Annotated in this window: 24 protein-coding genes; 21 read left to right on the top strand and 3 right to left on the bottom strand. The window is 64.4% G+C overall.

Annotation, left to right across the window (positions count from 1 at the left end; all coding sequences use genetic code 11):
• Positions 1-80 precede the first annotated feature (80 nt).
• The 12 genes from fleN to IFU31_RS03235 all read left to right on the top strand — a co-directional run bounded on the left by fleN (position 81) and on the right by IFU31_RS03235 (position 10,686).
• Positions 81-914, top strand: a complete 834-nt coding sequence (gene fleN / locus IFU31_RS03290; RefSeq protein ID WP_122475888.1) for a flagellar synthesis regulator FleN — start codon at positions 81-83, stop codon at positions 912-914.
• Positions 908-1,654 (top strand): RNA polymerase sigma factor FliA, encoded by a 747-nt coding sequence (gene fliA, locus IFU31_RS03285; protein ID WP_240998692.1) that lies wholly within the window; start codon positions 908-910, stop codon positions 1,652-1,654. The genes fleN and fliA overlap by 7 nt, the downstream gene beginning before the upstream one ends.
• Positions 1,655-1,867: 213 nt before the next feature.
• Positions 1,868-2,242 (top strand): chemotaxis response regulator CheY, encoded by a 375-nt coding sequence (locus IFU31_RS03280; RefSeq protein WP_090362272.1) that lies wholly within the window; start codon positions 1,868-1,870, stop codon positions 2,240-2,242.
• Between the two features lie 19 nt (positions 2,243-2,261).
• Positions 2,262-3,050 carry a protein phosphatase CheZ gene (locus tag IFU31_RS03275; RefSeq protein ID WP_185794514.1) on the top strand — a complete coding sequence of 263 codons (789 nt, stop codon included), beginning with the start codon at positions 2,262-2,264 and terminating at the stop codon, positions 3,048-3,050.
• A 58-nt stretch (positions 3,051-3,108) separates the two neighbouring features.
• Positions 3,109-5,283 (top strand): chemotaxis protein CheA, encoded by a 2,175-nt coding sequence (locus IFU31_RS03270; RefSeq protein WP_185794515.1) that lies wholly within the window; start codon positions 3,109-3,111, stop codon positions 5,281-5,283.
• Positions 5,284-5,299: 16 nt separating this feature from the next.
• Positions 5,300-6,424, top strand: a complete 1,125-nt coding sequence (locus tag IFU31_RS03265) for a protein-glutamate methylesterase/protein-glutamine glutaminase (RefSeq protein WP_185794516.1) — start codon at positions 5,300-5,302, stop codon at positions 6,422-6,424.
• On the top strand, positions 6,424-7,164 hold the full coding sequence (locus IFU31_RS03260; RefSeq protein WP_122475880.1) for a flagellar motor protein: 741 nt from the start codon (positions 6,424-6,426) through the stop codon (positions 7,162-7,164). The genes IFU31_RS03265 and IFU31_RS03260 overlap by 1 nt, the downstream gene beginning before the upstream one ends.
• 11 nt (positions 7,165-7,175) lie before the next feature.
• On the top strand, positions 7,176-8,060 hold the full coding sequence (gene motD / locus IFU31_RS03255) for a flagellar motor protein MotD (protein ID WP_185794517.1): 885 nt from the start codon (positions 7,176-7,178) through the stop codon (positions 8,058-8,060).
• Positions 8,061-8,115: 55 nt separating this feature from the next.
• On the top strand, positions 8,116-8,904 hold the full coding sequence (locus IFU31_RS03250) for a ParA family protein (RefSeq protein ID WP_122475877.1): 789 nt from the start codon (positions 8,116-8,118) through the stop codon (positions 8,902-8,904).
• Positions 8,904-9,773 carry a CheW domain-containing protein gene (locus IFU31_RS03245; RefSeq protein WP_192102301.1) on the top strand — a complete coding sequence of 290 codons (870 nt, stop codon included), beginning with the start codon at positions 8,904-8,906 and terminating at the stop codon, positions 9,771-9,773. Before IFU31_RS03250 ends, IFU31_RS03245 begins: the two co-directional genes overlap by 1 nt.
• Before the next feature lie 40 nt (positions 9,774-9,813).
• Positions 9,814-10,293, top strand: a complete 480-nt coding sequence (locus IFU31_RS03240; protein ID WP_043186096.1) for a chemotaxis protein CheW — start codon at positions 9,814-9,816, stop codon at positions 10,291-10,293.
• A complete protein-coding gene (locus IFU31_RS03235; RefSeq protein ID WP_049858773.1) occupies positions 10,294-10,686 on the top strand; it encodes a DUF2802 domain-containing protein in 393 nt (130 codons plus the stop codon).
• A 41-nt stretch (positions 10,687-10,727) separates the two neighbouring features.
• Here the strand turns inward: IFU31_RS03235 and IFU31_RS03230 are convergent, their stop codons facing one another.
• The 3 genes from IFU31_RS03230 to fliK form a co-directional block, all read right to left on the bottom strand.
• Positions 10,728-13,478 carry a dermonecrotic toxin domain-containing protein gene (locus tag IFU31_RS03230; protein WP_192102300.1) on the bottom strand — a complete coding sequence of 917 codons (2,751 nt, stop codon included), beginning with the start codon at positions 13,476-13,478 and terminating at the stop codon, positions 10,728-10,730.
• Positions 13,479-13,674: 196 nt separating this feature from the next.
• Positions 13,675-13,995 (bottom strand): EscU/YscU/HrcU family type III secretion system export apparatus switch protein, encoded by a 321-nt coding sequence (locus IFU31_RS03225; protein ID WP_192053356.1) that lies wholly within the window; start codon positions 13,993-13,995, stop codon positions 13,675-13,677.
• Complete coding sequence (fliK, locus tag IFU31_RS03220) at positions 13,992-15,557, bottom strand: flagellar hook-length control protein FliK (protein WP_192102299.1); 1,566 nt, start codon at positions 15,555-15,557, stop codon at positions 13,992-13,994. The genes IFU31_RS03225 and fliK overlap by 4 nt, the downstream gene beginning before the upstream one ends.
• Positions 15,558-15,728: 171 nt before the next feature.
• Here fliK and ccmA point away from each other — a divergent pair, with 171 nt between their 5' ends.
• The 9 genes from ccmA (at position 15,729) to ccmI (ending at position 22,664) form a co-directional block, all read left to right on the top strand.
• Entirely contained in the window at positions 15,729-16,361 is a 633-nt protein-coding gene (gene ccmA / locus IFU31_RS03215; RefSeq protein ID WP_192058214.1) for a cytochrome c biogenesis heme-transporting ATPase CcmA, read from the top strand.
• Positions 16,358-17,026: a heme exporter protein CcmB gene (gene ccmB, locus IFU31_RS03210; protein ID WP_122475867.1), complete on the top strand. Its 669-nt coding sequence runs from the start codon at positions 16,358-16,360 to the stop codon at positions 17,024-17,026. Before ccmA ends, ccmB begins: the two co-directional genes overlap by 4 nt.
• A 61-nt stretch (positions 17,027-17,087) precedes the next feature.
• Positions 17,088-17,852 carry a heme ABC transporter permease gene (locus tag IFU31_RS03205; RefSeq protein WP_185794566.1) on the top strand — a complete coding sequence of 255 codons (765 nt, stop codon included), beginning with the start codon at positions 17,088-17,090 and terminating at the stop codon, positions 17,850-17,852.
• Positions 17,849-18,025, top strand: coding sequence for a heme exporter protein CcmD (gene ccmD, locus IFU31_RS03200; protein ID WP_122475865.1), 177 nt, complete (start codon positions 17,849-17,851; stop codon positions 18,023-18,025). Before IFU31_RS03205 ends, ccmD begins: the two co-directional genes overlap by 4 nt.
• On the top strand, positions 18,022-18,465 hold the full coding sequence (ccmE, locus tag IFU31_RS03195; protein WP_122475863.1) for a cytochrome c maturation protein CcmE: 444 nt from the start codon (positions 18,022-18,024) through the stop codon (positions 18,463-18,465). The genes ccmD and ccmE overlap by 4 nt, the downstream gene beginning before the upstream one ends.
• Before the next feature lie 11 nt (positions 18,466-18,476).
• Positions 18,477-20,447 (top strand): heme lyase CcmF/NrfE family subunit, encoded by a 1,971-nt coding sequence (locus tag IFU31_RS03190; protein WP_192102547.1) that lies wholly within the window; start codon positions 18,477-18,479, stop codon positions 20,445-20,447.
• Positions 20,444-20,980, top strand: coding sequence for a DsbE family thiol:disulfide interchange protein (locus IFU31_RS03185; RefSeq protein WP_192102298.1), 537 nt, complete (start codon positions 20,444-20,446; stop codon positions 20,978-20,980). Before IFU31_RS03190 ends, IFU31_RS03185 begins: the two co-directional genes overlap by 4 nt.
• Positions 20,981-20,982: 2 nt before the next feature.
• On the top strand, positions 20,983-21,468 hold the full coding sequence (locus tag IFU31_RS03180) for a cytochrome c-type biogenesis protein (RefSeq protein ID WP_244657634.1): 486 nt from the start codon (positions 20,983-20,985) through the stop codon (positions 21,466-21,468).
• Positions 21,465-22,664 (top strand): c-type cytochrome biogenesis protein CcmI, encoded by a 1,200-nt coding sequence (gene ccmI / locus IFU31_RS03175; protein ID WP_192102296.1) that lies wholly within the window; start codon positions 21,465-21,467, stop codon positions 22,662-22,664. The genes IFU31_RS03180 and ccmI overlap by 4 nt, the downstream gene beginning before the upstream one ends.
• The last annotated feature ends 173 nt before the right edge of the window (positions 22,665-22,837 follow it).

Below are 22,837 nucleotides of genomic sequence, written 5' to 3'. Positions count from 1 at the left end.
TAGGGTTGCCAGGAAACACTCGAGCAATCGAACTGGCAGCCACTCGTGTGGCCTCGGTCTAGACAAGGTAAAGAACAAACATGGGCAGCATGCATCCCGTACAGGTGATCGCGGTGACCGGCGGCAAAGGTGGCGTCGGCAAGACTAATGTGTCAGTGAACTTGTCCCTGGCGTTGGCCGAGCTCGGCCGCCGGGTCATGTTGCTGGACGCCGACCTTGGCCTGGCCAACGTCGACGTGTTGCTGGGCCTGACCCCCAAGCGCACCCTGGCCGATGTGATCGAAGGTCGCTGCGAACTGCGCGACGTGATGTTGCAGGGCCCCGGCGGCATCCGTGTCGTGCCGGCAGCCTCGGGTACCCAGAGCATGGTGCAGTTGAGCCCGGCCCAGCATGCCGGCCTGATCCAGGCCTTCAGCGATGTGGGCGACAACCTCGACGTACTGATCATCGACACCGCCGCCGGTATCGGCGAATCGGTAGTGAGCTTTGTCCGCGCCGCCCAGGAAGTCCTGCTGGTGGTATGCGACGAGCCTACCTCGATCACCGATGCCTACGCCTTGATCAAGCTGCTCAACCGCGATTACGGCATGAACCGCTTCCGGGTCCTGGCCAACATGGCGCAGAGCCCCCAGGAAGGGCGCAATCTGTTCGCCAAGCTGACCAAGGTGACCGATCGCTTCCTCGACGTTGCCCTGCAGTACGTCGGCGCCGTGCCCTACGATGAGTCGGTGCGCAAGGCCGTGCAGAAGCAGCGCGCCGTGTACGAGGCGTTCCCCCGTTCCAAATGCTCGCTGGCCTTCAAGGCGATCGCGCAGAAAGTAGACACCTGGCCTTTGCCGGCCAACCCCCGTGGCCACCTGGAGTTCTTCGTCGAACGCCTGGTCCAGCAAACCAGCGCAGGGCCCGTATCATGAGTGCCAGCGGATACCGTATGTACAGCAAGGCGTCGCGCGACTCGCAGCAGCATCAGCTGATCGAGCAATACGCGCCGCTGGTCAAGCGTATCGCCTATCACCTGCTGGCGCGTCTGCCAGCCAGCGTGCAGGTGGAAGACCTGATCCAGGCCGGCATGATCGGTCTGCTGGAGGTCTCGACCAAGTACGACTCGAGCAAGGGGGCCAGTTTCGAGACCTACGCCGGTATTCGTATCCGCGGCGCCATGCTCGACGAAGTGCGCAAGGGCGACTGGGCGCCGCGTTCGGTGCACCGCAATACCCGCATGGTCAGTGATGCCATTCGCCGAATCGAGTCGAAAACCGGTCGCGACGCTAAAGATCACGAGATCGCTGCCGAACTTAGTCTGAGTCTGGATGATTACTACGGGATCCTGAACGATACCTTGGGCAGCCGCTTGTTCAGCTTCGACGATCTGCTGCAGGACGGTGAGCACGAGGGCCTGCACGAAGACGGCGCCAGCGGTTCGCTGGAGCCCTCGCGGGATCTCGAGGACGAACGCTTTCAAGGCGCGCTGGCCGAGGCCATCGCCAACCTGCCCGAGCGCGAGAAGCTGGTCCTGTCGTTGTATTACGACGAAGAGCTGAACCTCAAGGAAATCGGCGAGGTACTGGGTGTCAGCGAGTCGCGGGTAAGCCAGTTGCACAGCCAGTGCGCGGCGCGACTTCGCGGGCGCCTGGGGGAATGGCGGGCACGCTGAAGGAACGGCAAGACCGGTGCGGGCTTTGTCGCGGGCAGAGCCCGCTCCCACACAGGTCGAGACCGTGGAAGCGGGCTCTGTCCGTGAAGAGGCCCGCTGGCGTAGCGCGGGTAGGCGATCTGCAGCGGCAAGTGGTTCAGGCGAATTCGATTGTTATGCACGTCCAGGGGCTGGGCGTGTTCAAGACTGCTGGAGGTCTAATTGGACAAGAACATGAAAATCCTCATCGTCGACGATTTCTCGACGATGCGGCGCATCATCAAGAACCTGCTGCGTGACCTGGGCTTCACCAACACCGCCGAGGCCGATGATGGCAACACCGCCTTGCCGATGTTGCACAGCGGCAACTTCGATTTTCTCGTCACCGACTGGAACATGCCTGGCATGTCCGGCATCGACCTGCTGCGCCAGGTGCGCGCCGACGATCGCCTCAAGCACCTCCCGGTGCTGATGGTCACCGCCGAGGCCAAGCGCGAGCAGATCATCGAAGCCGCCCAGGCCGGGGTCAACGGGTATGTGGTCAAGCCTTTCACTGCGCAAGTGCTGAAAGAAAAAATCGAAAAGATTTTCGAGCGCGTCAATAGCTGAAGTCTGCAATGGGGGCGCAATGGACCACAAACAAAGCACGTTGGGGGACTTCGAGTCGACCCTGAAAAAACACGCAGTGGAGCTGGTCGACAGCCTTGAAAAAGGCCGTTTCGGCGACGCGGTGCAATTGATCCACGAACTGAACCAGACCCGCGATCGCGGCCTGTATCAGGAAGTGGGCAAGCTTACGCGCGAGCTGCACAGCGCAATCGTCAGTTTCCAGATTGATCCGAACATCCCCCAGGCCGAAGAGGTTTCGCAGATCACCGACGCGACCGAACGTCTGTCGTATGTGGTACGCCTGACCGAAAACGCGGCCAATCGCACCATGGATCTGGTCGAGCAGAGCACCCCGGTGCTCAATACGCTGAGTGCCGAAGCCAGTGCCTTGAGCGCCGACTGGCAGCGCTTCATGCGCCGCGAAGTGGCCGCCGACGAGTTCCGCGAACTGGCGCGCCGGGTCGACAGCTTCCTGACCCGCAGCGAGCAGGGCAATCGCGAAGTCGCCAGCCACCTCAACGACATCGTGCTGGCCCAGGATTATCAGGACCTCACCGGCCAGGTCATCAAGCGTGTCACCGCGCTGGTCACCGAAGTGGAGAGCAACCTGCTCAAACTGGTCCTGATGGCCAGCCAGGTCGATCGCTTCGCCGGCATCCAGCATGATCACGAACAGCTCCGCGCCGAAAAAGATCAAGAAAAACATCCCGCCAAGGGTGAAGGTCCGCAGATCCATGCCGATAAACGTGAAGACGTCGTATCCGGTCAGGACGATGTCGACGATCTGCTGTCCAGTCTGGGCTTCTAGGCCATCGCCTGCGCCTGACTGTGTTGACCGTTAATCACGTATTCCAGGGAGCATCCACATGAGCTTCGGCGCCGACGAAGAAATCCTTCAGGATTTCCTGGTAGAGGCCGGCGAAATTCTCGAGCAACTGTCCGAACAACTGGTCGAGCTGGAAAGCCGTCCCGATGATGCCGACTTGCTCAATGCAATTTTTCGCGGTTTTCACACTGTAAAAGGCGGCGCCGGCTTCCTCCAGCTCAACGAGCTGGTGGAGTGCTGCCATATCGCCGAGAACGTCTTCGACATCTTGCGCAAAGGTGAGCGCCGGGTCGACGCCGAACTCATGGATGTCGTTCTCGAAGCGCTGGACGCGGTCAACGGCATGTTCACCGAGGTGCGTGAACGCTCTCCGGTCACGCCGGCCAGCCCCCAGTTGCTCGATGCCCTGGCGCGCCTGGCCGAACCGGCTGCGGCGGTCGTTGCGCCGTCCGTGGCGGTGCCCGTTGCGGCGCCAGCCTCGACGCCGGGCGAAGACATCACCGACAGCGAGTTCGAGCAATTGCTCGATTCCTTGAGCGCGGCCAAAGCGCAGGCCGCCGCGCCCACCGCGTCCGCTGCTGCACAGCACGGTGCGGCCAGCGACGATATCACCGACGACGAATTCGAGTCGCTGCTCGACCAGCTGCACGGCAAGGGTCAGTTCGCGGTCGATGCGCTGGCGCCGGCTGCGGCATCGCCAGCCGCTTCGGCGCAGGCTGCCGTGGGTGCGTCTGGCGACGAGATCACCGACGACGAGTTCGAGGCGCTGCTCGACCAGTTGCATGGCAAGGGTACGTTCACTGCCGATGCGGTCACGCCACCGCCTGCCCAGGCGCAGGCGCAGGCTCCCACGAGCGACCAGATCACCGACGACGAGTTCGAATCACTGCTCGACCAACTGCATGGCAAGGGCAAGTTCAGCGATGTCGCCAGCCTGCCCGAGACGCAGCCGGCTCCGGCCGCGCCCGCGCCGGTGGCGGCACCGCGCAAGGTCGAGGCAGCCCCTGCACGTGCACCGGTGGCCGAGAAGCCGGTTGCCAGCGAAGCCGAGACGACCGTACGCGTCGATACCGCGCGCCTGGACGAAATCATGAACATGGTCGGCGAGCTGGTGCTGGTGCGTAACCGCCTGGTGCGCCTGGGCGCCAACAGCAGCGACGAAGCCATGTCCAAGGCAGTCTCGAACCTCGACGTGGTGACGGCCGACCTGCAGACGGCCGTCATGAAGACGCGCATGCAGCCGATCAAGAAGGTCTTCGGGCGTTTCCCGCGGCTGGTCCGCGACTTGGCCCGGCAGTTGAAGAAGGAAATCAACCTGGAACTGGTCGGTGAAGAAACCGACCTGGACAAGAATCTGGTCGAGGCCCTGGCCGACCCGTTGGTGCACTTGGTGCGCAACGCCGTCGACCACGGCATCGAGACGCCGGAAGAGCGCGAACGCAACGGCAAGGCGCGCGGTGGGCGCGTGGTGTTGTCGGCGGAGCAGGAAGGCGACCATATCCTCTTGTCGATCAGCGATGACGGCAAGGGCATGGACCCTGCGGTCCTGCGCGCCAAGGCCGTGGAAAAGGGCCTGATGGACCGCGACGCCGCCGACCGCCTCAGCGAGTCCGACTGCTACAACCTGATTTTCGCGCCGGGCTTTTCCACCAAGACGGAAATTTCCGACGTGTCGGGCCGCGGCGTCGGCATGGACGTGGTCAAGACCAAGATCAGCCAGCTGAACGGCTCGATCAACATCTACTCGGCCAAGGACCAGGGCTCGAAGATCGTCATCAAGGTGCCGCTGACCCTGGCAATTATGCCGACGCTGATGGTGATGCTGGGCAACCAGGCGTTCGCCTTCCCGCTGGTCAACGTCAACGAGATCTTCCACCTGGACCTCTCGCGCACCAACGTCGTCGATGGCCAGGAAGTGGTCATCGTGCGCGACAAGGCGCTGCCGTTGTTCTACCTCAAGCGCTGGCTGGTCAAGTCGGCGGCCCACGAGGAGCAGGGCGAGGGCCACGTGGTCATCCTGTCGGTCGGCACCCAACGCATCGGTTTCGTGGTCGACCAACTGGTCGGGCAGGAAGAAGTGGTGATCAAGCCGCTGGGCAAGATGCTGCAGGGCACGCCCGGCATGTCCGGCGCGACCATCACCGGTGACGGCCGAATCGCCTTGATCCTCGATGTACCGAGCATGCTCAAGCGCTACGCCGCACGGCGTATCTGATCGTAGTGGAGTGTTTATGGCAGTCAAGGTCCTGGTGGTGGATGATTCCGGTTTTTTCCGCCGCCGCGTCTCGGAAATTCTTTCGTCGGACCCCACCATCCAGGTGGTCGGGACCGCTACCAATGGCCGCGAAGCGATCGATCAGGCCCTGGCGCTCAAACCCGATGTGATCACCATGGACTACGAGATGCCGATGATGGACGGCATCACTGCCGTGCGTCATATCATGCAGCGCTGTCCCACCCCAGTCCTGATGTTTTCCTCCCTCACCCACGAGGGCGCGCGGGTAACCCTCGACGCCCTCGACGCGGGGGCGGTGGATTACCTGCCGAAGAATTTCGAAGACATTTCTCGCAACCCCGAGAAGGTCAAACAGATGCTCTGCGAGAAGATCCACACACTCTCGCGCAGCAACCGCCGGCTGGGTGCGCACATGGCCACGCCCGCTCCGGCGCTCGCGGCCGCGGCCTCTACAGCCGCCCTGACACCGTCGCGGCCCGTGCCAACGCGTACGCCCGCACCGGTGACGCCGGTGCGGGCGCCGGCGCCGACCGCCAGCAGTGCGACGCCGCGGCGCAAGCCTTACAAACTGGTGGCCATCGGCACTTCCACCGGAGGGCCGGTGGCGCTTCAGCGCGTGCTGACCCAGCTGCCGGCACATTTTCCAACGCCGATCGTGCTCGTCCAGCACATGCCGGCCGCCTTCACTCGCGCGTTCGCCGAGCGCCTCGACAAGCTGTGCCGGATCAGCGTCAAGGAAGCCGAGGACGGCGACGTGCTGCGTCCCGGGCTGGCATTGCTGGCGCCCGGCGGCAAGCAGATGATGATCGACGGCCGCGGCGCGGTGAAGATTCTGCCCGGTGACGAGCGCCTGAACTACAAACCCTGCGTGGACATCACGTTTGGTTCGGCGGCCAAGTCCTACGGCGACAAGGTACTGGCGGTGGTGCTTACCGGCATGGGCGCCGACGGTCGAGAAGGCGCGCGCCTGCTCAAGCAGGGCGGCAGTCACATCTGGGCCCAGGACGAAGCAAGCTGCGTGATCTACGGCATGCCCATGGCGATCGTCAAGGCTGGCCTGGCCGACGCCATCTACAGCCTCGACGACATTGGCCGGCACCTGGTCGAGGCGTGCGGCTGATGGATGTACTCAGCCTGATCGGGATCATCCTCGCGTTCGTTGCCATCATCGGTGGCAATTTTCTCGAGGGTGGCCACCTGTCGGCGCTGCTCAATGGTCCTGCTGCGCTGATCGTGGTTGGCGGCACGCTGGCAGCGGCGCTGATCCAGTCGCCCATGAGTGCGTTCAAGCGCGCGCTGCACAATGTGCGCTGGATTCTTTTCCCGCCCAGGATCGACATGGCCGGCGGTATCGATCGTGTGGTGAACTGGAGCCTGGTCTCGCGCAAGGAAGGCTTGCTGGGGCTGGAAGCCAGTGCCGAAGCCGAGCCCGACGACTATGCGCGAAAGGGGCTGCAGTTGCTGGTCGATGGCGCCGAGGCAGCGGCCATCCGCAGCGTGCTAGAAGTCGATCTGTACAACCGCGAAACCCGTGACCTGCAGGCAGCCAAGGTGTTCGAAAGCATGGGTGGCTATGCGCCCACCATCGGCATCATCGGTGCGGTGATGGGCTTGATCCACGTCATGGGCAACCTGGCCGACCCGAGCCAGCTGGGCAACGGCATCGCGGTGGCGTTCGTGGCGACCATCTACGGTGTAGCCAGCGCCAACCTGCTTTTGCTGCCGGTGGCGCACAAGCTCAAGGCGCTCGCTCAGCGTCAGGCGGCCTATCGGGAAATGCTGCTCGAAGGGCTGCTGTCCATCGCCGAAGGTGAGAACCCACGCTCGATCGAAATGAAGCTGCAAGGCTACCTCGACTAGGAGAGCATGGCATGGCCCGTCGTCGTCGCCTCGAAGAGCCGGAAAACCACGAACGCTGGTTGGTGTCCTACGCCGATTTCATCACCCTGCTGTTCGCTTTCTTCGTGGTGATGTATTCGATCTCGTCGGTCAACGAAGGCAAGTACAAGGTCTTGTCGCAGGCGCTGGTCGGGGTGTTCAGCGACCCGGACCGTAGCGTCAGGCCCATCCCGATCGGCGAGGAGCGACCCTTGACCACCCGTCCTGTGCAGCCGCTGGTCACCGACAGCGAGCAATCGGAAGCGGCCATCGGCGAGGCGGTCGACCCATTGCAGACCATTGCCGACAATGTCCGTCAGGCGTTCGGCGACCTGATTGCCTCGGATCAACTGACCGTGCGCGGCAACGAGCTGTGGATCGAGATCGAACTCAAGTCCAGCCTGCTGTTCGGCAGTGGCGATGCCATGCCCAGCGACATGGCGTTCGCCATCGTCGACAAGGTGGCGGGCATTCTCAAGCCTTTCGACAATCCGGTTCATGTCGAGGGTTTCACCGACAACCTGCCCATCAGCACTGCGCAGTTCCCGACCAACTGGGAGCTGTCGACCGCTCGGGCAGCGAGCATCGTGCGCATGATGGCCATGGAAGGCATCGACCCGCGGCGCATGGCGGCCGTCGGTTATGGAGAGTTCCAGCCGGTGGCCGACAACGCCAGCGCCGATGGACGGGGGCGCAACCGTCGGGTGGTGCTGGTCATTTCGCGCAACCTTGACGTGCGTCGCAGCATCACCAGTTCTGGCAGCGCCAACGCCCAGCCGGATGCAGCATTGCGCCGGGCTGGCACACAAACTGCAAAGACGCCCTTAACCGTGCCGTCCGCGCCTGGGTCTGTCAAAAGTCCGCCGCCCGGCCCATAACCCGAAAGCTTCACTATCTCGGTAGTGCGCCGTTTACCGAGGGGAAACCATCACCATGAGAGTCTGGGCAGTAGCCAATCAAAAAGGCGGGGTAGGCAAGACCACGACTTCGATCGCCTTGGCCGGTTTGCTCGCCGAGGCGGGCAAGCGCGTGGTCATGGTCGATCTCGATCCGCATGGCTCGATGACCAGTTATTTCGGGCACAACCCCGATGAACTGGCGCACAGCTGTTACGACCTGTTCCTGCACAAGGGCGCCGTGCCGCCAGGCCTGGCTCATCAACTGCTGCTGCCGACCGGCGAGGCCAACGTCTCGTTGCTGCCTTCGAGCACCGCACTGGCGACGCTGGAGCGCCAGCAACCTGGGCAGAGCGGCCTGGGCCTGGTGATTGCCAAGACCCTGGCGCAACTGTGGCAGGATTTCGACTACGCCGTGATCGACAGCCCGCCGCTGCTGGGCGTGCTCATGGTCAATGCATTGGCGGCGAGCCAGCAACTGGTGATCCCGGTACAGACCGAGCACCTGGCAGTCAAAGGCCTGGAGCGCATGGTCAGCACCTTGACCATGATCAACCGTTCGCGCCGTCAGGCCCTGCCATACAGCATCGTTCCGACGTTGTTCGACCGTCGTACCCAAGCGTCGCTGAGCACCCTGCGCACCTTGCGCGACGATTACCCGCAGCACATATGGCCGGGTTACATCCCGGTCGACACGCGTCTGCGCGACGCCAGCCGGGCCGGACAGACACCCTCGCGCTTCGACGGCAAAAGCCGCGCCGTGGTCGCCTACCGGGCCTTGCTCAAGCATTTGCTGGCCCAACAACTCGTCGCGCAGGTAGCCTGATGAACCGTCCCGTCGATATTGCCCAACGGCCCCAGGTGGCCTTGCAGTCCTACCTGGACAGCCTGTTGCATGAAGCCACCGAGGCGTTCGAAGCGCTGGATCTCGACGCCGGCCTGGACAGACTCGACGAGTTCCAGGCAGCCGTGCTCGAGGAACAGGTGCGCGATGCTGCAAGCCTGCAGCCGGTACCAGTGCCAGTGCCAGTGCCAGTGCTTTCGCCGCCGGTGCAGGGGCAGGTGCCCACGCCCATTGCCGATTCAATCCCGTCAGCCGAGTCGGCGCTGGTCGCACCGGTGGTCGATGTCCATCTGCCGTCGGCAAGTCTGCAGCCGCTCTCGGCAACCGTAGATGGTCGCCCCAGCTGGGCCGCCGAGCCGTTCGAGTGCCTGCTGTTCGACGTTGCCGGGCTGACCCTGGCCGTGCCGCTGGTGTGCCTGGGTTCGATCTATGCATTGGCTGGCCAGACCCTGACGCCGCTGTTCGGCCAGCCCGACTGGTTTCTCGGCATCCTGCCCAGCAACAGTGGCAACCTGAAAGTGCTCGACACCGCGCGTTGGGTGATGCCCGATCGCTACCGCGATGATTTCCGCCAGGGGTTGCAGTACGTGATTTCGGTGCAGGGCTACGAGTGGGGTCTGGCCGTGCACCAGGTCAGCCGATCGCTGCGCCTGGACCCCAACGAGATCAAGTGGCGCAGTCAGCGCGGCCAGCGGCCATGGCTGGCGGGAACCGTCATCGAACACATGTGCGCGCTGCTGGACGTCGCCGAACTGGCCGAGCTGATCGCCAGTGGCGGCGCACGCCATCTGCGTCCAGTCGCCTCGGCGCCAGGCAAGCCTGCCGCCACCACCGCTATCGTCAAGAATTGAATGAACACGCCGCCGTCATGGCATTTGAGGGGTTAGTAGCATGAAGAAGTCGTCCGCCCAAGGTTCCGAAGATCCGATCCTGCAGTGGGTCACCTTCCGTCTGGACAATGAAACCTATGGCATCAATGTGATGCAGGTGCAGGAAGTGTTGCGCTACACCGAAATCGCACCGGTGCCGGGTGCGCCCAGCTACGTGCTGGGTATCATCAACCTGCGCGGTAACGTGGTCACGGTGATCGATACGCGTCAGCGCTTCGGTCTGGATTCCAGCGATGTCAGCGACAATACGCGCATCGTCATCATCGAGGCCGACAAGCAGGTGGTAGGGATTCTGGTCGACAGCGTGGCCGAGGTGGTCTACCTGCGCCAGTCCGAAGTCGAAACGGCGCCCAACGTCGGTAACGACGAGTCGGCCAAGTTCATTCAGGGCGTGTGCAACAAGAATGGCGAACTGCTGATTCTTGTCGAGCTGGACAAGATGATGTCCGAAGAAGAGTGGTCCGAGCTGGAGAATATCTGATTGATCTTCGAGGTTGCAGTCGTCCTGCTGGCGGTGCTGTGGGTTGGAACGGTCTCGCTGTTCCTGTCCTACCAGAAAAGCCAGCGCCTGCTGGCTGCTGAACAGGCGGCAGGCGATGCGCTGCGCGATCAGCGGCTGCGCGAGCTGACCAAGCGCCTGGACGATTACCAGAATCTCAACGTGCGCCTGGGCGAAGCACTGCACGAGTTGCGCGCGGTGGTTGGGCCATTGCCGGAGAAGCTGGCCCAGCTCGAGCAACGCGACCCCGGCAGCCTGTCGTTTGCCCAGGCGGGCAAGTTGGTGGCCATGGGCGCGTCGGTGGATGAGCTGACCCAGGCCTGCGGCCTCACCCAGGCCGAGGCCGAGCTGATGAGCAAACTGCACCGCGGCTGAGCGCCCAGCGCCTGTTGCTCGTCAGCATCCGGCGGTGTCACTCAGGTGTGGGTCCAGCTCAGGCTGCTGCCTACCCGCGAAAAGCGGTTGAGTGGCGTGAGTGTCTGATACGCATCGTTGAATCCCGACCAGTCGAGGACGCCGTTGATGTCACGGATCGGCAACGCCGCCAGGTTCCACGCCTCGCGGTACTGCGCCAGCTCAAGCAACCGCTGGCTGATGGTGTGGTTGAGTGCACCGGGCCCGCTGATGTGGTTCAAGGTAATGGCATAACGCTGGAAGCCTTCGGGATCGGTCGCCCGATCCGGACGGCTATCGTAGAACCGTGGCTGCGCCTCGAAGCGCTCCAGCATCGTTTGCGACACTGCATCCAGGGTCGGATTGCCCGCGTGGCTGCCGATCATGCTGTTGCCGAACTGGATGTTCATGCCCAGGGTTTCATTGGACAGGGGCACCGAAAGGATCAGGCCTCGGTCCGACGTGCGCAGCGGTACGCTGTCGATGGGCTCGGCCAGCTGCCCCATGGGGGTTTTCTCTCCGGGTGCGAGGATGCTGTCGTCCATATCCATGTACAGGCCGCCTTCGCTTTTCAGAATTCGATAGCGCAGCACGTCGGATGCCGAAGCGTAGTTGGTGGCGATGCCGCCGTTGCCTTCGATGGCCGCCTGGTATTGCCGGAAATAGCGACTGCGTTTGAACGCCGTGTACAGCGGATGCGGTTCGAGCGGGATGACCCGCAGCGAGGGCGCATGCTGGGCCAACAGCTCGACGTTGCGCGCATAGGCTTGCGGTGAGGTCGTGGAAAGGAACAGGCGGTATTGGTAACTGCTGTCGCGCAGCAGGGCGGCATTGCGTCCTACGTTTTCCAGCAAGGCAGCGCTGATGACCTTGTCGCCGACCCACAGGCAGGAGATTTTCTTCGCAATGGCTTTCATGACCGGTGGGCGCAGTTCGCCAAGGCTCAGCGGCAGTGTCAGATCGACCCCCAGCGCCCGCAGGGTTTGCACGCGCTGGGCGTCGGTGACGGGCCGCGCGACGTTCGGCAACCGCGACAGCGAGCGCCCGCCAGGCTGCGGCGCCACGTAGCACGGCGGATCGATCTCGTTGAGGTCGGTGCTCTGGACGAAGGCGTCGCGCTCCACATCGTAGTGAACGGCAGCGACGTATCCGTCTATTTCACATTCCAGAAGGTCGTGCCTGCCACTGTAGCTGGGCACGCGAATAATGGCATCGCCAAGCGCCTGGTCCGCCCCGGCCACGGGTTGTACCGATTGCGGCAGGCTGAAGGCGGTCTCCAGAACTGGCTCCAGGGCCGCAAGGTGCGGAGCCTGCACCGGGCTCAGCGGGTAGCCGAGCTGGCCGTTGATGCGTGCCGGGATGACGAACTCGGCACGCTTGAAGCGGAAGATTGCCGGTCTTTGGGGAATCTGCAGGTGCAGCAGTGGTGTTGCATTGAGCATCCCCCAGACCGCATCGTCGGCGCCGGCGGCGCGCTGCTCCAGGTTTTTGCCGTTGATTGCCCGATCCAGCCCAAGGCCTAGTTGAGCAAGGCCGCCCAAGGCAAAGATTGGCGCCAGTTCCGGCACCACCATCGCGATCGGGGCCAGGGTGTTGATAGCCGAAGTGAAGTAGCCGCGCCACTTTTCCTGGGTTACCGAGCTGTCGGTGTCGATGATGAACGCGGCGTCCTGCTCGCTGCGTTTCTTCTGTTGGCGGGCCATGGCCATGAACAGGTCGCCTTCGATGGGCGGGCTGTAGTGGCTCGTCCGGTAGTTGACCGTATCCTCGGGTACCCACAAACCGCTGGTGGCGAAACCGGGATGTCTGTCGGGATCGAAATGGTGGTAGGCGGGGTACAGGCCCAGACCCGTAAGCGCGGTGGCGAGGCCACTGAAACCCAGCGTGTCGGCCTCGTCGCCGGGTGGAAAGTGCGCTTCGAGCGCTTGACGGGTGTGTGGGTGCCTGCAGTGCTTGGCCACCCACCGCTTCATCGACGATTCGTCGGTGAATTCGTGGAACGGCGAGCTGTTGCCGGGTATGTACAGCACCGTCAGCCCGGTCGCAGTGTTTTTCAGGCACAGCAGATTGGTCGCTGCATAGCCGTAGATATTCAGGCAGGCGACGTGTACGGCATGGGGCCGCGGCAGCAGGCCTGCAATCTGCCAGGCCAGAATCCGACCGGCATCGCTCAGGCTCGCGTGGCTCGTCTGCCTGTTGCAGGCCGCGATGAAATTGACTTTGGCCGCGTCGCGGTAGGCTTGCAGTCCGTTTTTCCAGTAGCCCTTGAGCATGTGCTTGTAGGGCGTCTGGAAGTCCATGTGCCAGATGAAGCGTTGAAACTCTTCGGCAGGAAGGCGTACGTGGTTGGCCGGGTCGTAGCCCGCCGACGATGTCTGCCGGTACAGGCCGTTGTACACCAGGTACTCGCTGCCATAGTCGAACAAACCCTTTTCATCCAGATGGTCGACCAGGGTGATCGGGTAGGGCGGCGGGGTGCCGGCCCAGGCAGCATGCAGGGCGGCGCCGATCAGATCATTGTTCGATTCGCCCTGCCAGTTCGACAGCAGCGCCTGGGTCATGGTCAGCTTGCGCACGACCTTGGCGATGCAGCGCTGGCCTTTGAATTGATAGTGCAGGGTAACGGCGTCGACCTTGTCCGGATTCAGCTCCAGGCCCTGTTTCGACGCCCACTTGCGTACCGCATCGGCAGCGGCGCGATCGGGCCTGGGGTAATCCTGGAGGGCGTCGCGGACGGCTTGCACACCCTGCGGGCTGATGAATCGGGAAGTCATGGCGGTATTCCTTTCAGAGCACGGAAAGTCGTGCCAGGCCATGATTCGTTCGGCGCATCGGGGGGACGTGGTAACTATTTAGGGCGGTTTAGGGCGGCCGCCGCCGGTGCCGATAGCAAACCGGCCCGGTAAAGGCTATCGACGCGATCGCCGTAGACTCGATTCGAGGGGTGGAAAAAGCCTTCTGGCCCAGGCGCTACAAGGCCTTGGGCGTGATGTCTCGCTCGGCCGGCGCAGGCGCCAGTTCGAAGCCGGAAGGGGTCTTGCCTTGCAGGTGCCAGGCAAAGGCGATGATCTCTGCGATGGTCAGGTACAACTCGTGGGGGATGCTGTCGCCCAGTTCCATGCGTGCCAGCATCTTCACCAGCTCGGCATTTTCATACACCGGTACTTCGTATTCGCGCGCCATGGCCAGGATCGCTTCAGCCAGCTCATCGTCGCCCTTGGCGGTGAGGGTAGGTGCCTTCTGGCCGTCGTAGCGCAGGGCGATGGCTTGGCGTGGGGCTCGTTCGTTCATGCGGTTTCATCCACCCAGCGTTGTTCCAGACGCGTACGGGCGCCTTGCGGAGCGGTGCCTTGGTGGCACTGCAGGTCAGCGACGTTCAAGCCGCTGGCCTGCAGGCGCTGCCGCAGATTGTCCAGTTGGTTCTCGATGAGCAGGGCGGTGGCTGGCCGTTGCGCCCATAACTGGCTGGAGAGGCTGCCGTGGGCCAGTTGCGCCTGCACCTGCAGCGGGCCCAGTGCATCCAGATCGAAAGCCAGGTCCAGGCGCCAGATCTTTTCCTGGGCGGGCCTGGGCTCGTTCTTGTCGTGGGGCTGTTGGTCCGGTGGTGGGTCTTCGCGTTGCACCTTGACCTGCAGCGGGATGAAATCGTGCAGGTGGCGCATGGGGATCTCCAGTTGCCAGGTGGTCTGCGTGGCGCCATCTGGGGTACGCCCGGTCTGTTCCAGTCCCGCGAGCTGATGACTCTGCAGGCGCGCCACCGCCGCGCGGGCCAGGCGCAGCAGGTGTTCGAGATCGTCTTCGCCTTCGCTTTTCTGCGCCGTGCGGGCGGGCAGGGGAAAGCTTGCCGGGACGATTTTTTCGCTGACCTGCCCCCAGGCATTCAGGGCATTGCGCACGCGCCCCGGCAGCACCTGAGCGAGCACATTGGCCGCCACCGCCGGTTGCGCCGCCGGATTGGGCACCGCAGCAGGCGCGATCTGCGCCATCAGGCGCAGCAGCGCCGACTTGAGATCGGGTGCCGGTTGGCCGTTGAGCAGATTGGCTTCCAGGAATGCGCCGCTGGCGACCACGGCCTGTGCAACGGTTTTCGGGTCGGCCATTTGCTGCATGTCCGGCAAGCTGGCCAACAGACGCTCCAGGCCCGCCCGCGTCGGCGGCGCGAGTTCCGGGTTCTGCCGCAGGCTCTGCACCGCGCTCAGGAGGCTGTCCAAGGAACCCTGCCGAGCTTGCTGGGCGCCCAATTGCTGGGCCACGGCCAGTTGGTCCATGCGCCCGCTCAAGGGCACGAAATTCAGGCTGCGGTCGCTCATCACCTGGGCGCTGAGCAGGCTGCCCAGGCGCAGCGGCTGAGGGCTCTCGATGGCCAGGATATTGCCCGCCTGAGCGGTGTTGAGCAGGGTCACCATGGCCCGATACACCGCCGGCTGCCCGGCGATCTGCGGCAACATCTGGCTGCTGCTGACCTTGCCCTGCAACAGCGTGCCCACCGGCAATGCCTGGGTGTCTATGCGGGTCAGGGTCAGCGGGGCGCCGTTGCCGCGCTCCTGGGTGGCGACCAGGGCCGCGCCGCCGGCCAGGTGCGAAACCAGCAATGCAGTGCCCTGGGGCAGCGGTTGCAGGCTGCTGGCGGTGATCGTCGCCACCCCGCCACCGGCCAGGCTCAGGCGCAGCAGCAGTTGAAAGTCCTGGGCGCCGGCCTTGACCGACACCACCTCGGCGTCGACTGTCTCGCCCAGGGCCAGCAGGTTGTCCAGTGGCTGGGTGATCTTCACCATCTCGGTGTTCGAGGCACTGGCGCGCGCGGCTCCGCTGGCAGACGGCAGCGCGGCTAGGTTGCTGATCAGGTCAGGCATGGATGAAACCTGTGTCGGTTGCGCCCTTGGGCGTGAGCTGCGCATGTATAATGCGCGGCCACTGCGGCCGGCTCTGCTATACAGTGCCATGGAAGTATAGCGGCCATGCCCTGCAGAACTTGAACACGGCTCGACGCCGTGACGTGCGATCCGATTTCATAAGGCCGAGTCTTGACCCCATACCTGCACGCCATCGATCTATCCTGCGAGCGCGATGGGCGGCTGCTGTTCGAGCGTCTGCAGGTACAGGTGGCAGCCGGCGACATGCTTCAGGTGTGCGGCCCCAACGGCTGTGGCAAGACCAGCCTGCTGCGCCTGCTGGCCGGGTTGATGCAGCCCGCTGAAGGGCAGGTCGCGCTGACGGCGCAGACGCAGACCGCACACCGGCGCGAACGTGGCTGTCCGCTGGTATGGATCGGCCACGCGCCCGGCATCAACGAGACACTCAGCGCCGAGGAAAACCTGGCCTGGCTCTGCGCGCTGCACACCCCGGCCAGTCGCGAGCGCATCTGGGCGGCATTGGCGGCGATCGGCCTGCGCGGTTTCGAAGACGTGCCGTGTCACCGGCTTTCAGCCGGCCAGCGGCGCCGCGTGGCGCTTGCTCGTCTGCATCTGCCCGGCCCGCCGCTGTGGATTCTCGACGAGCCGTTCACTGCACTCGATGCACAGGCAGTGGAGCAGTTGGAACGGCACCTGGTCGGACACTGCGAGCGAGGCGGCATGGTCGTGCTGACCACCCACCATCTGCTGGCGCAGACCCCCGGCAGCTACCGGCGGCTGGAACTGGACGCGCAGGCGGCATGAGTGTTTTCGTCCTGTTGCTCAAGCGCGAAGCACGGCTGCTGTGTCGACGGCCCGCCGAGCTGGCCAACCCGCTGGTGTTTTTCGCCCTCGTCATCGCGCTGTTCCCGCTGGCCGTGGGTCCGCAGATGCAAGTGCTGCAAGGTCTTTCCCCCGGCCTGGTATGGGTAGCGGCACTGCTGGCCGTGCTGCTGTCACTCGACGGCCTGTTTCGCAGCGATCTGGAGGACGGTTCGCTGGAACAATGGATATTGTCCGAACATCCACTGCCCTTGCTGGTGCTGGCCAAGGTGCTGGTGCACTGGCTGTTTTCCGGGCTGGCGCTGGTGCTCGTCTCCCCGCTGCTGGCGCTGATGCTCGGGCTGCCCGAGCGCTGCCTGCCGGTGCTGTTGCTGTCGTTGCTGCTCGGCACCCCGGTGCTCAGCCTGCTCGGCGCAGTGGGGGCGGCGTTGACGGTCGGGCTCAAGCGCGGCGGCCTGCTGTTGGCGCTGCTGACGCTGCCGTTGTACATCCCGGTGCTGATTCTGGGCAGTGGCGCCCTGCAGGCGTCGTTGCAGCAGCTGCCAGCCACGGGTTACCTGTTGTGGCTGGGCAGCCTGACAGCGTTGTCGGTGACCTTGGCGCCTTTCGCCATCGCGGCGGGGCTGAAGATCAGTGTCGGCGAATGAACGGGCCAGGCCGCGTGTGCGTCTGGCTCATGCTTTTGGATACGGGGTCATGAAGAACAAGGTGATGAACTGGACGTGGTTTCACAAGCTCGGCTCGCCCAAGGCATTCCATGCCCTGAGCGGACGCCTGCTGCCGTGGTTGAGCGCGGCGGCGGCACTGCTGATCGGCACGGGCGTTGTCTGGGGGCTGGCTTTCGCGCCGCCGGATTACCAGCAGGGCAACAGTTTTCGCATCATCTACATTCACGTGCCAGCAGCCATGCTTGCCCAGTCCTGCTACGTGATGATGGCGCTGGCCGGCGTGGTCGGGCTGGTGTGGAAGATGAAGATCGCCGACATCGCGCTGCAATGCGCTGCGCCGGTGGGCGCCTGGATGACCGTGTTGGCGCTGGCCACGGGGGCCATCTGGGGCAAACCGACCTGGGGCAGTTGGTGGGTCTGGGATGCGCGCCTGACCTCCATGCTCATCCTGCTGTTTCTCTACCTGGGACTGCTTGCTCTGGGGCAGGCCATCGGCAACCGCGAGAACGCGGCCAAGGCCTGTGCGGTACTGGCCATCGTCGGCGTGGTCAACATTCCGATCATCAAGTATTCGGTGCAGTGGTGGAACACCCTGCATCAGGGCGCCACGTTCAGCCTGACCGAAAAACCGGCGATGCCCGCGCAGATGTGGTTGCCGCTGCTGCTCACGGTGCTCGGCTTCTACTGTTTCTTCGGCGCCGTGCTGTTGTTGCGCATGCGCCTGGAGGTGCTCAGACGCGAAGCTCGCAGCCGCTGGGTCCGGGAGTACCTGGCCGGTGCCTTGAAAACGAAGGCCGCGCCATGAGCTTCGATTCGTTCGGCGAGTTTCTGAGCATGGGGCGCCACGGCGTCTACGTCTGGTCGGCCTATGGCCTGTGCCTGCTGGTGCTGGTGGTCAACGTGGCCGGGCCGCTGCTGGCCCGGCGGCGTCACCTGCAACAGGAAGCGCGACGTCTGCGTCGGGAGGGTCGACCGTGAATCCGCTACGCAAAAAACGCCTGACGCTCATCCTCGCCCTGGTGGCAGGTGTCGCGCTTGCCGTGGGCCTGGCCCTGGGTGCATTGCAGCAGAACATCAACCTGTTCTACACGCCGACCCAGATCGCCAATGGCGAGGCGCCGGTGGGCACGCGCATTCGCGCCGGCGGCATGGTCGAGCGGGGCTCGCTGCAGCGCTCCGGCGACTCGCTGGATGTCCGCTTCGTGGTTACCGACTTCCAGCGCAGCGTCACCATCACCTACCGCGGCATCCTCCCCGACCTGTTTCGCGAGGGTCAGGGCATCGTCGCCCTCGGCACCCTGAACGCTGCCGGCGTGGTGCAGGCGGACGAGGTACTGGCCAAGCACGACGAGAAATACATGCCCCCGGAAGTCACCAAAGCCTTGAAAGACTCTGGCCGAATGGAAGCTTCGCCATGATCGCTGCGCTGCTGGTGCCCGAACTGGGCCAATTGTCGATGATCCTGGCGCTGTGTCTGGCTCTGGTGCAGGCCAGTGTGCCGTTGGTTGGTGCCTGGCGCGGCGACCGGCTGTGGATGGGCCTGGCGCGGCCAGCTGCGTGGGGCCAGTTCACGTTCTTGGTGCTGGCGTTCGCCTGCCTGGCCGCAAGCTTCCTCAACGACGACTTTTCCGTGCGCTACGTGGCCGAAAACTCCAACAGCGCCTTGCCCTGGTACTACAAGTTCAGCGCGGTATGGGGTGCCCACGAGGGCTCGTTGCTGCTGTGGGCGCTGATCCTGGGCGGCTGGACCTTCGCCGTGTCGATCGGCTCGCGGCAGTTGCCGCAGGTGATGCTGGCGCGGGTGCTGGCAGTGATGGGCATGATCAGCGTCGGCTTCCTGCTGTTCCTGATCCTGACGTCCAATCCCTTCGCTCGGGTGCTGCCGCAGATTCCCGCCAACGGCCGCGATCTCAACCCTTTGCTGCAGGACATTGGCCTGATCGTTCACCCGCCCATGCTGTACATGGGCTACGTCGGTTTTTCGGTGGCCTTTGCCTTCGCCATTGCCGCGCTGCTGGGCGGCAAGCTGGACGCGGCCTGGGCACGCTGGTCACGTCCATGGACGATGGTGGCGTGGAGCTTTCTGGGTATCGGCATCACCCTGGGCTCATGGTGGGCGTACTACGAACTGGGCTGGGGCGGGTGGTGGTTCTGGGACCCGGTGGAGAACGCCTCGTTCATGCCCTGGCTGGTGGGTACCGCGCTGATCCATTCGCTGGCGGTCACCGAGAAGCGCGGCGTGTTCAAGAGCTGGACGGTGCTGCTGGCCATCGCCGCGTTTTCCCTGAGCCTGCTGGGAACCTTCCTGGTGCGCTCGGGCGTGCTGACCTCGGTGCACGCGTTCGCTTCCGACCCAACGCGCGGGGTGTTCATCCTGATCTTCCTGTTGTTCGTGGTGGGTGGTTCGCTGACCCTGTTCGCGCTGCGCGCGCCGGTGGTCAAGAGTCACGTGGGCTTCGGCCTGTGGTCGCGCGAAACCCTGCTGCTGGGCAATAACCTGATTCTGCTGGTAGCCGCCTCCATGATTCTGCTGGGTACGTTGTATCCGCTGGCCCTGGATGCCCTGACCGGCGCCAAGCTGTCGGTCGGCCCACCCTATTTCAATGCGCTGTTCGTGCCCTTGATGGCGCTGCTGATGCTGACCATGGCGGTCGGTGTGCTGGTGCGCTGGAAACACACGCCAACGGCCTGGCTGCGCGGCATGCTGGTGCCAGTACTGATTGGCAGTGCCTTGCTGGCGCCGCTGGCAGCGTGGTGCCTGGGGGATTTTGCCTGGCCGGTATTGACCATCTTTGCCCTGGCTGCCTGGGTGCTGCTGGCCGGTGCCCGCGACCTGCACGACAAGACCCGTCACACGGGCTTTCGCCGAGGCCTGGCTGGCTTGCCGCGCAGCTACTGGGGCATGCAACTGGCCCACTTGGGCATCGCCGTCTGTGCCTTGGGCGTGGTGCTGTCTAGCCACGACAGTGCCCAGCGCGACCTGCGCATGGCACCGGGCGATGCAGTGGAACTGGGTGGCTATCAATTCATCTTCAACGGTGCCGAGTCTCATCGCGGGCCGAATTTCACCGCTCAGCGTGGCAGCATCCAGGTCCTGCGCGAGGGTATACAGGTCAGCTTGCTGCATCCCGAAAAGCGTTTGTACACCGTTCAGCAATCGGTGATGACCGAGGCAGGCATCGACGCCGGTTTTACCCGCGACCTCTACGTTGCCCTGGGTGAACCGCTGGAAAACGGTGCGTGGGCCGTACGCATCCACGTCAAGCCGTTCGTGCGCTGGATCTGGCTGGGCGGGTTGCTGACGGGGCTGGGGGGATTGCTCGCCGCGCTGGACAAGCGCTATCGGCTCAAGGTCAAAGCGCGCGTGCGTGACGTACTCGGCAAAGGAGCCCCGGCATGAAGCGTTGGCTGCTGGCGCTGCCCTTGGGCGCATTCCTGATAGTGGCGGTGCTGCTGTATCGCGGCCTCCACCTGGACCCGGCACAGCTGCCGTCGGCGCTGATCGGCAAGCCGTTTCCCGCGTTCAGCCTGGCCGATACCCAGGGCGGACGGACATTGACCCGCGCCGACCTGCTGGGCAAACCCGCACTGGTCAATGTCTGGGGCACCTGGTGCGTAGCCTGCCGGGTCGAGCATCCGCTGCTCAACACGCTGGCCCGGCAGGGCGTGCTGATCTACGGCATCAACTACAAGGATGACAACGCAGCCGCGCGCCGCTGGTTGGCGGACTATCACAACCCCTACGCGCTGGACATCAATGACAAGGACGGCACTCTGGGCCTTGATCTGGGCGTTTACGGCGCGCCGGAGACCTTTCTTATCGACGCCCGCGGGGTGATTCGCCACAAGTGGGTGGGTGTCATCGACCAGACCGTATGGCGCGAGCAGTTGGCGCCGCTGTACCAGGCGCTGCTCGACGAGGCCCGACCATGAACCTGAAACGCTGGCTGCTGACCTGCGTGCTGCTGTCGAGCCTGGCCGGAGCGGCGCACGCCGCCATCGACACCTATAGGTTCGCCAATGACGACTTGCGCGAGCGCTTTCACCAGTTGACTCAGCAGTTGCGTTGTCCGAAGTGCCAGAACCAGGACATCGCCGATTCCAACGCGCCCATTGCCGGCGACCTGCGCCGCGAGATTCATCGGCTGTTGACCGAAGGCAAGAGCGACGAGCAGATCATCGAGTTCATGGTCGACCGCTATGGCGAATTCGTCCGCTACAGACCGGCGCTGACCGCGCGCACCGGGCTGCTCTGGTTCGGCCCGGCGGCCTTGCTCGTGGCTGGCCTGGGCGTGATCGCGGTGACGGTGCGCCGCCGACGTCGGCAACCGGCCACCAGCCCGCGCGATCTCGACCCGGGCGAGCGGGCACGCCTGGCTGACTTGCTTGCCCAAAAACCGCTGGATGAAGACCGCCCATGATCGATTTCTGGCTCGCTGCCGGGCTGTTGCTGCTGGTTGCACTGAGTTTCGTGCTGGTGCCGTTGCTGCGGGCTCGTCGCGAGCAGCCCGAGCAAGACCGTACGGCACTCAACGTGGCGCTGTACCAAGAGCGACTGGCCGAGCTGAACACCCAGCAAAGGGCCGGTGTGCTGACTCCCGCACAGCTGGAAAGCGGCCAGGCGGAAGCGGCCCGTGAGCTGCTTACCGATACCGACGGCAGCCAGACGGCGTCGGATGTCCGCCTGGGCCGCGCGGTACCGCTGGCCGCGGCGCTGCTGGTGCCGGTCGTGGGGCTGGTGCTGTACCTGCATTACGGCGCCAGCGACCAGGTCGAGTTGAGCCGCGAGTTCGCCGTGCCGCCCACGTCCGTGGCGCAGATGACGGCGCGCCTGGAGCAGGCGGTGCAGATGCAGCCAGAGGCCGTAGAGGGCATTTACATCCTGGGACGAACCTACATGGCGCAGAATCGCCCAGCGCAAGCAGCCGCGCTGTTCGAGCGTGCGGCGTCCCTGACCGGGCGGCAGCCCGAGGTTTTGGGGCAGTGGGCGCAGGCGCTGTATTTTGCTGCGGGCAAGCAGTGGTCCGAACCCATCCAGGCGTTGACCGACGAAGCACTGCTGGGCGATCCGAAGGAGCCAACCAGCCTTGGCTTGCTCGGCATCGCCGCCTTCGAGAGCCAGCGCTTCGAACAAGCCATCGGCTACTGGGAGCGGCTGCTGGCAACGTTGCCGGATGCGGACCCGGCACGCACGGCATTGCAGGCTGGAATCGCGCGCGCTCGTAGCCAACTGGCGTCCGCCGACACACCGCCAGCCTCCCGGCCCACGCCAGCACGCGCCGGGTTGAAGGTGCGGGTGACGCTGGCGCCCGCGCTGGTCGCCAAGGTGCAGCCGGGTGACAGCGTGTTCGTCTTTGCTCGCGCGGTGTCCGGGCCACCGATGCCGCTGGCGGTCAAGCGCCTGACGGTCGCTGACCTCCCGGCGCAGGTCGAGCTGGCGGACAGCGACGCGATGATGCCACAGCTGAAACTGTCGAACTTTGCCGAAGTCAAACTCATCGCCCGGATATCCAGGGCCGGCCAGCCCACTCAGGGCGAATGGCTGGCACGCGGTGCGCCGATTGCCAGTGACAGCGCCGCCGTGCAGCAATTGCTGATCGACAGTCCCGACCTTTAGAGAGATGCCATGAACCGTTTAGCTCGAATGGCCGTGATCGGCCTGGCCCTGGGCATGAGTGCCTGCGCCGTGCAGCGCCCGTCCGAACCGGAGCCCCGGCCGCCGGTGCAGACCCTGCCACCAGCCGGACCGAGCACGGCGCCGACCCCGCCTGCGCCGCCCGCACCGCCTGC

Source organism: Pseudomonas sp. CFBP 13602, from assembly GCF_014842725.1.
In the GTDB taxonomy this organism is placed as follows: domain Bacteria; phylum Pseudomonadota; class Gammaproteobacteria; order Pseudomonadales; family Pseudomonadaceae; genus Aquipseudomonas; species Aquipseudomonas baltica.
This window is presented reverse-complemented; position numbering and strand designations above follow the sequence as displayed.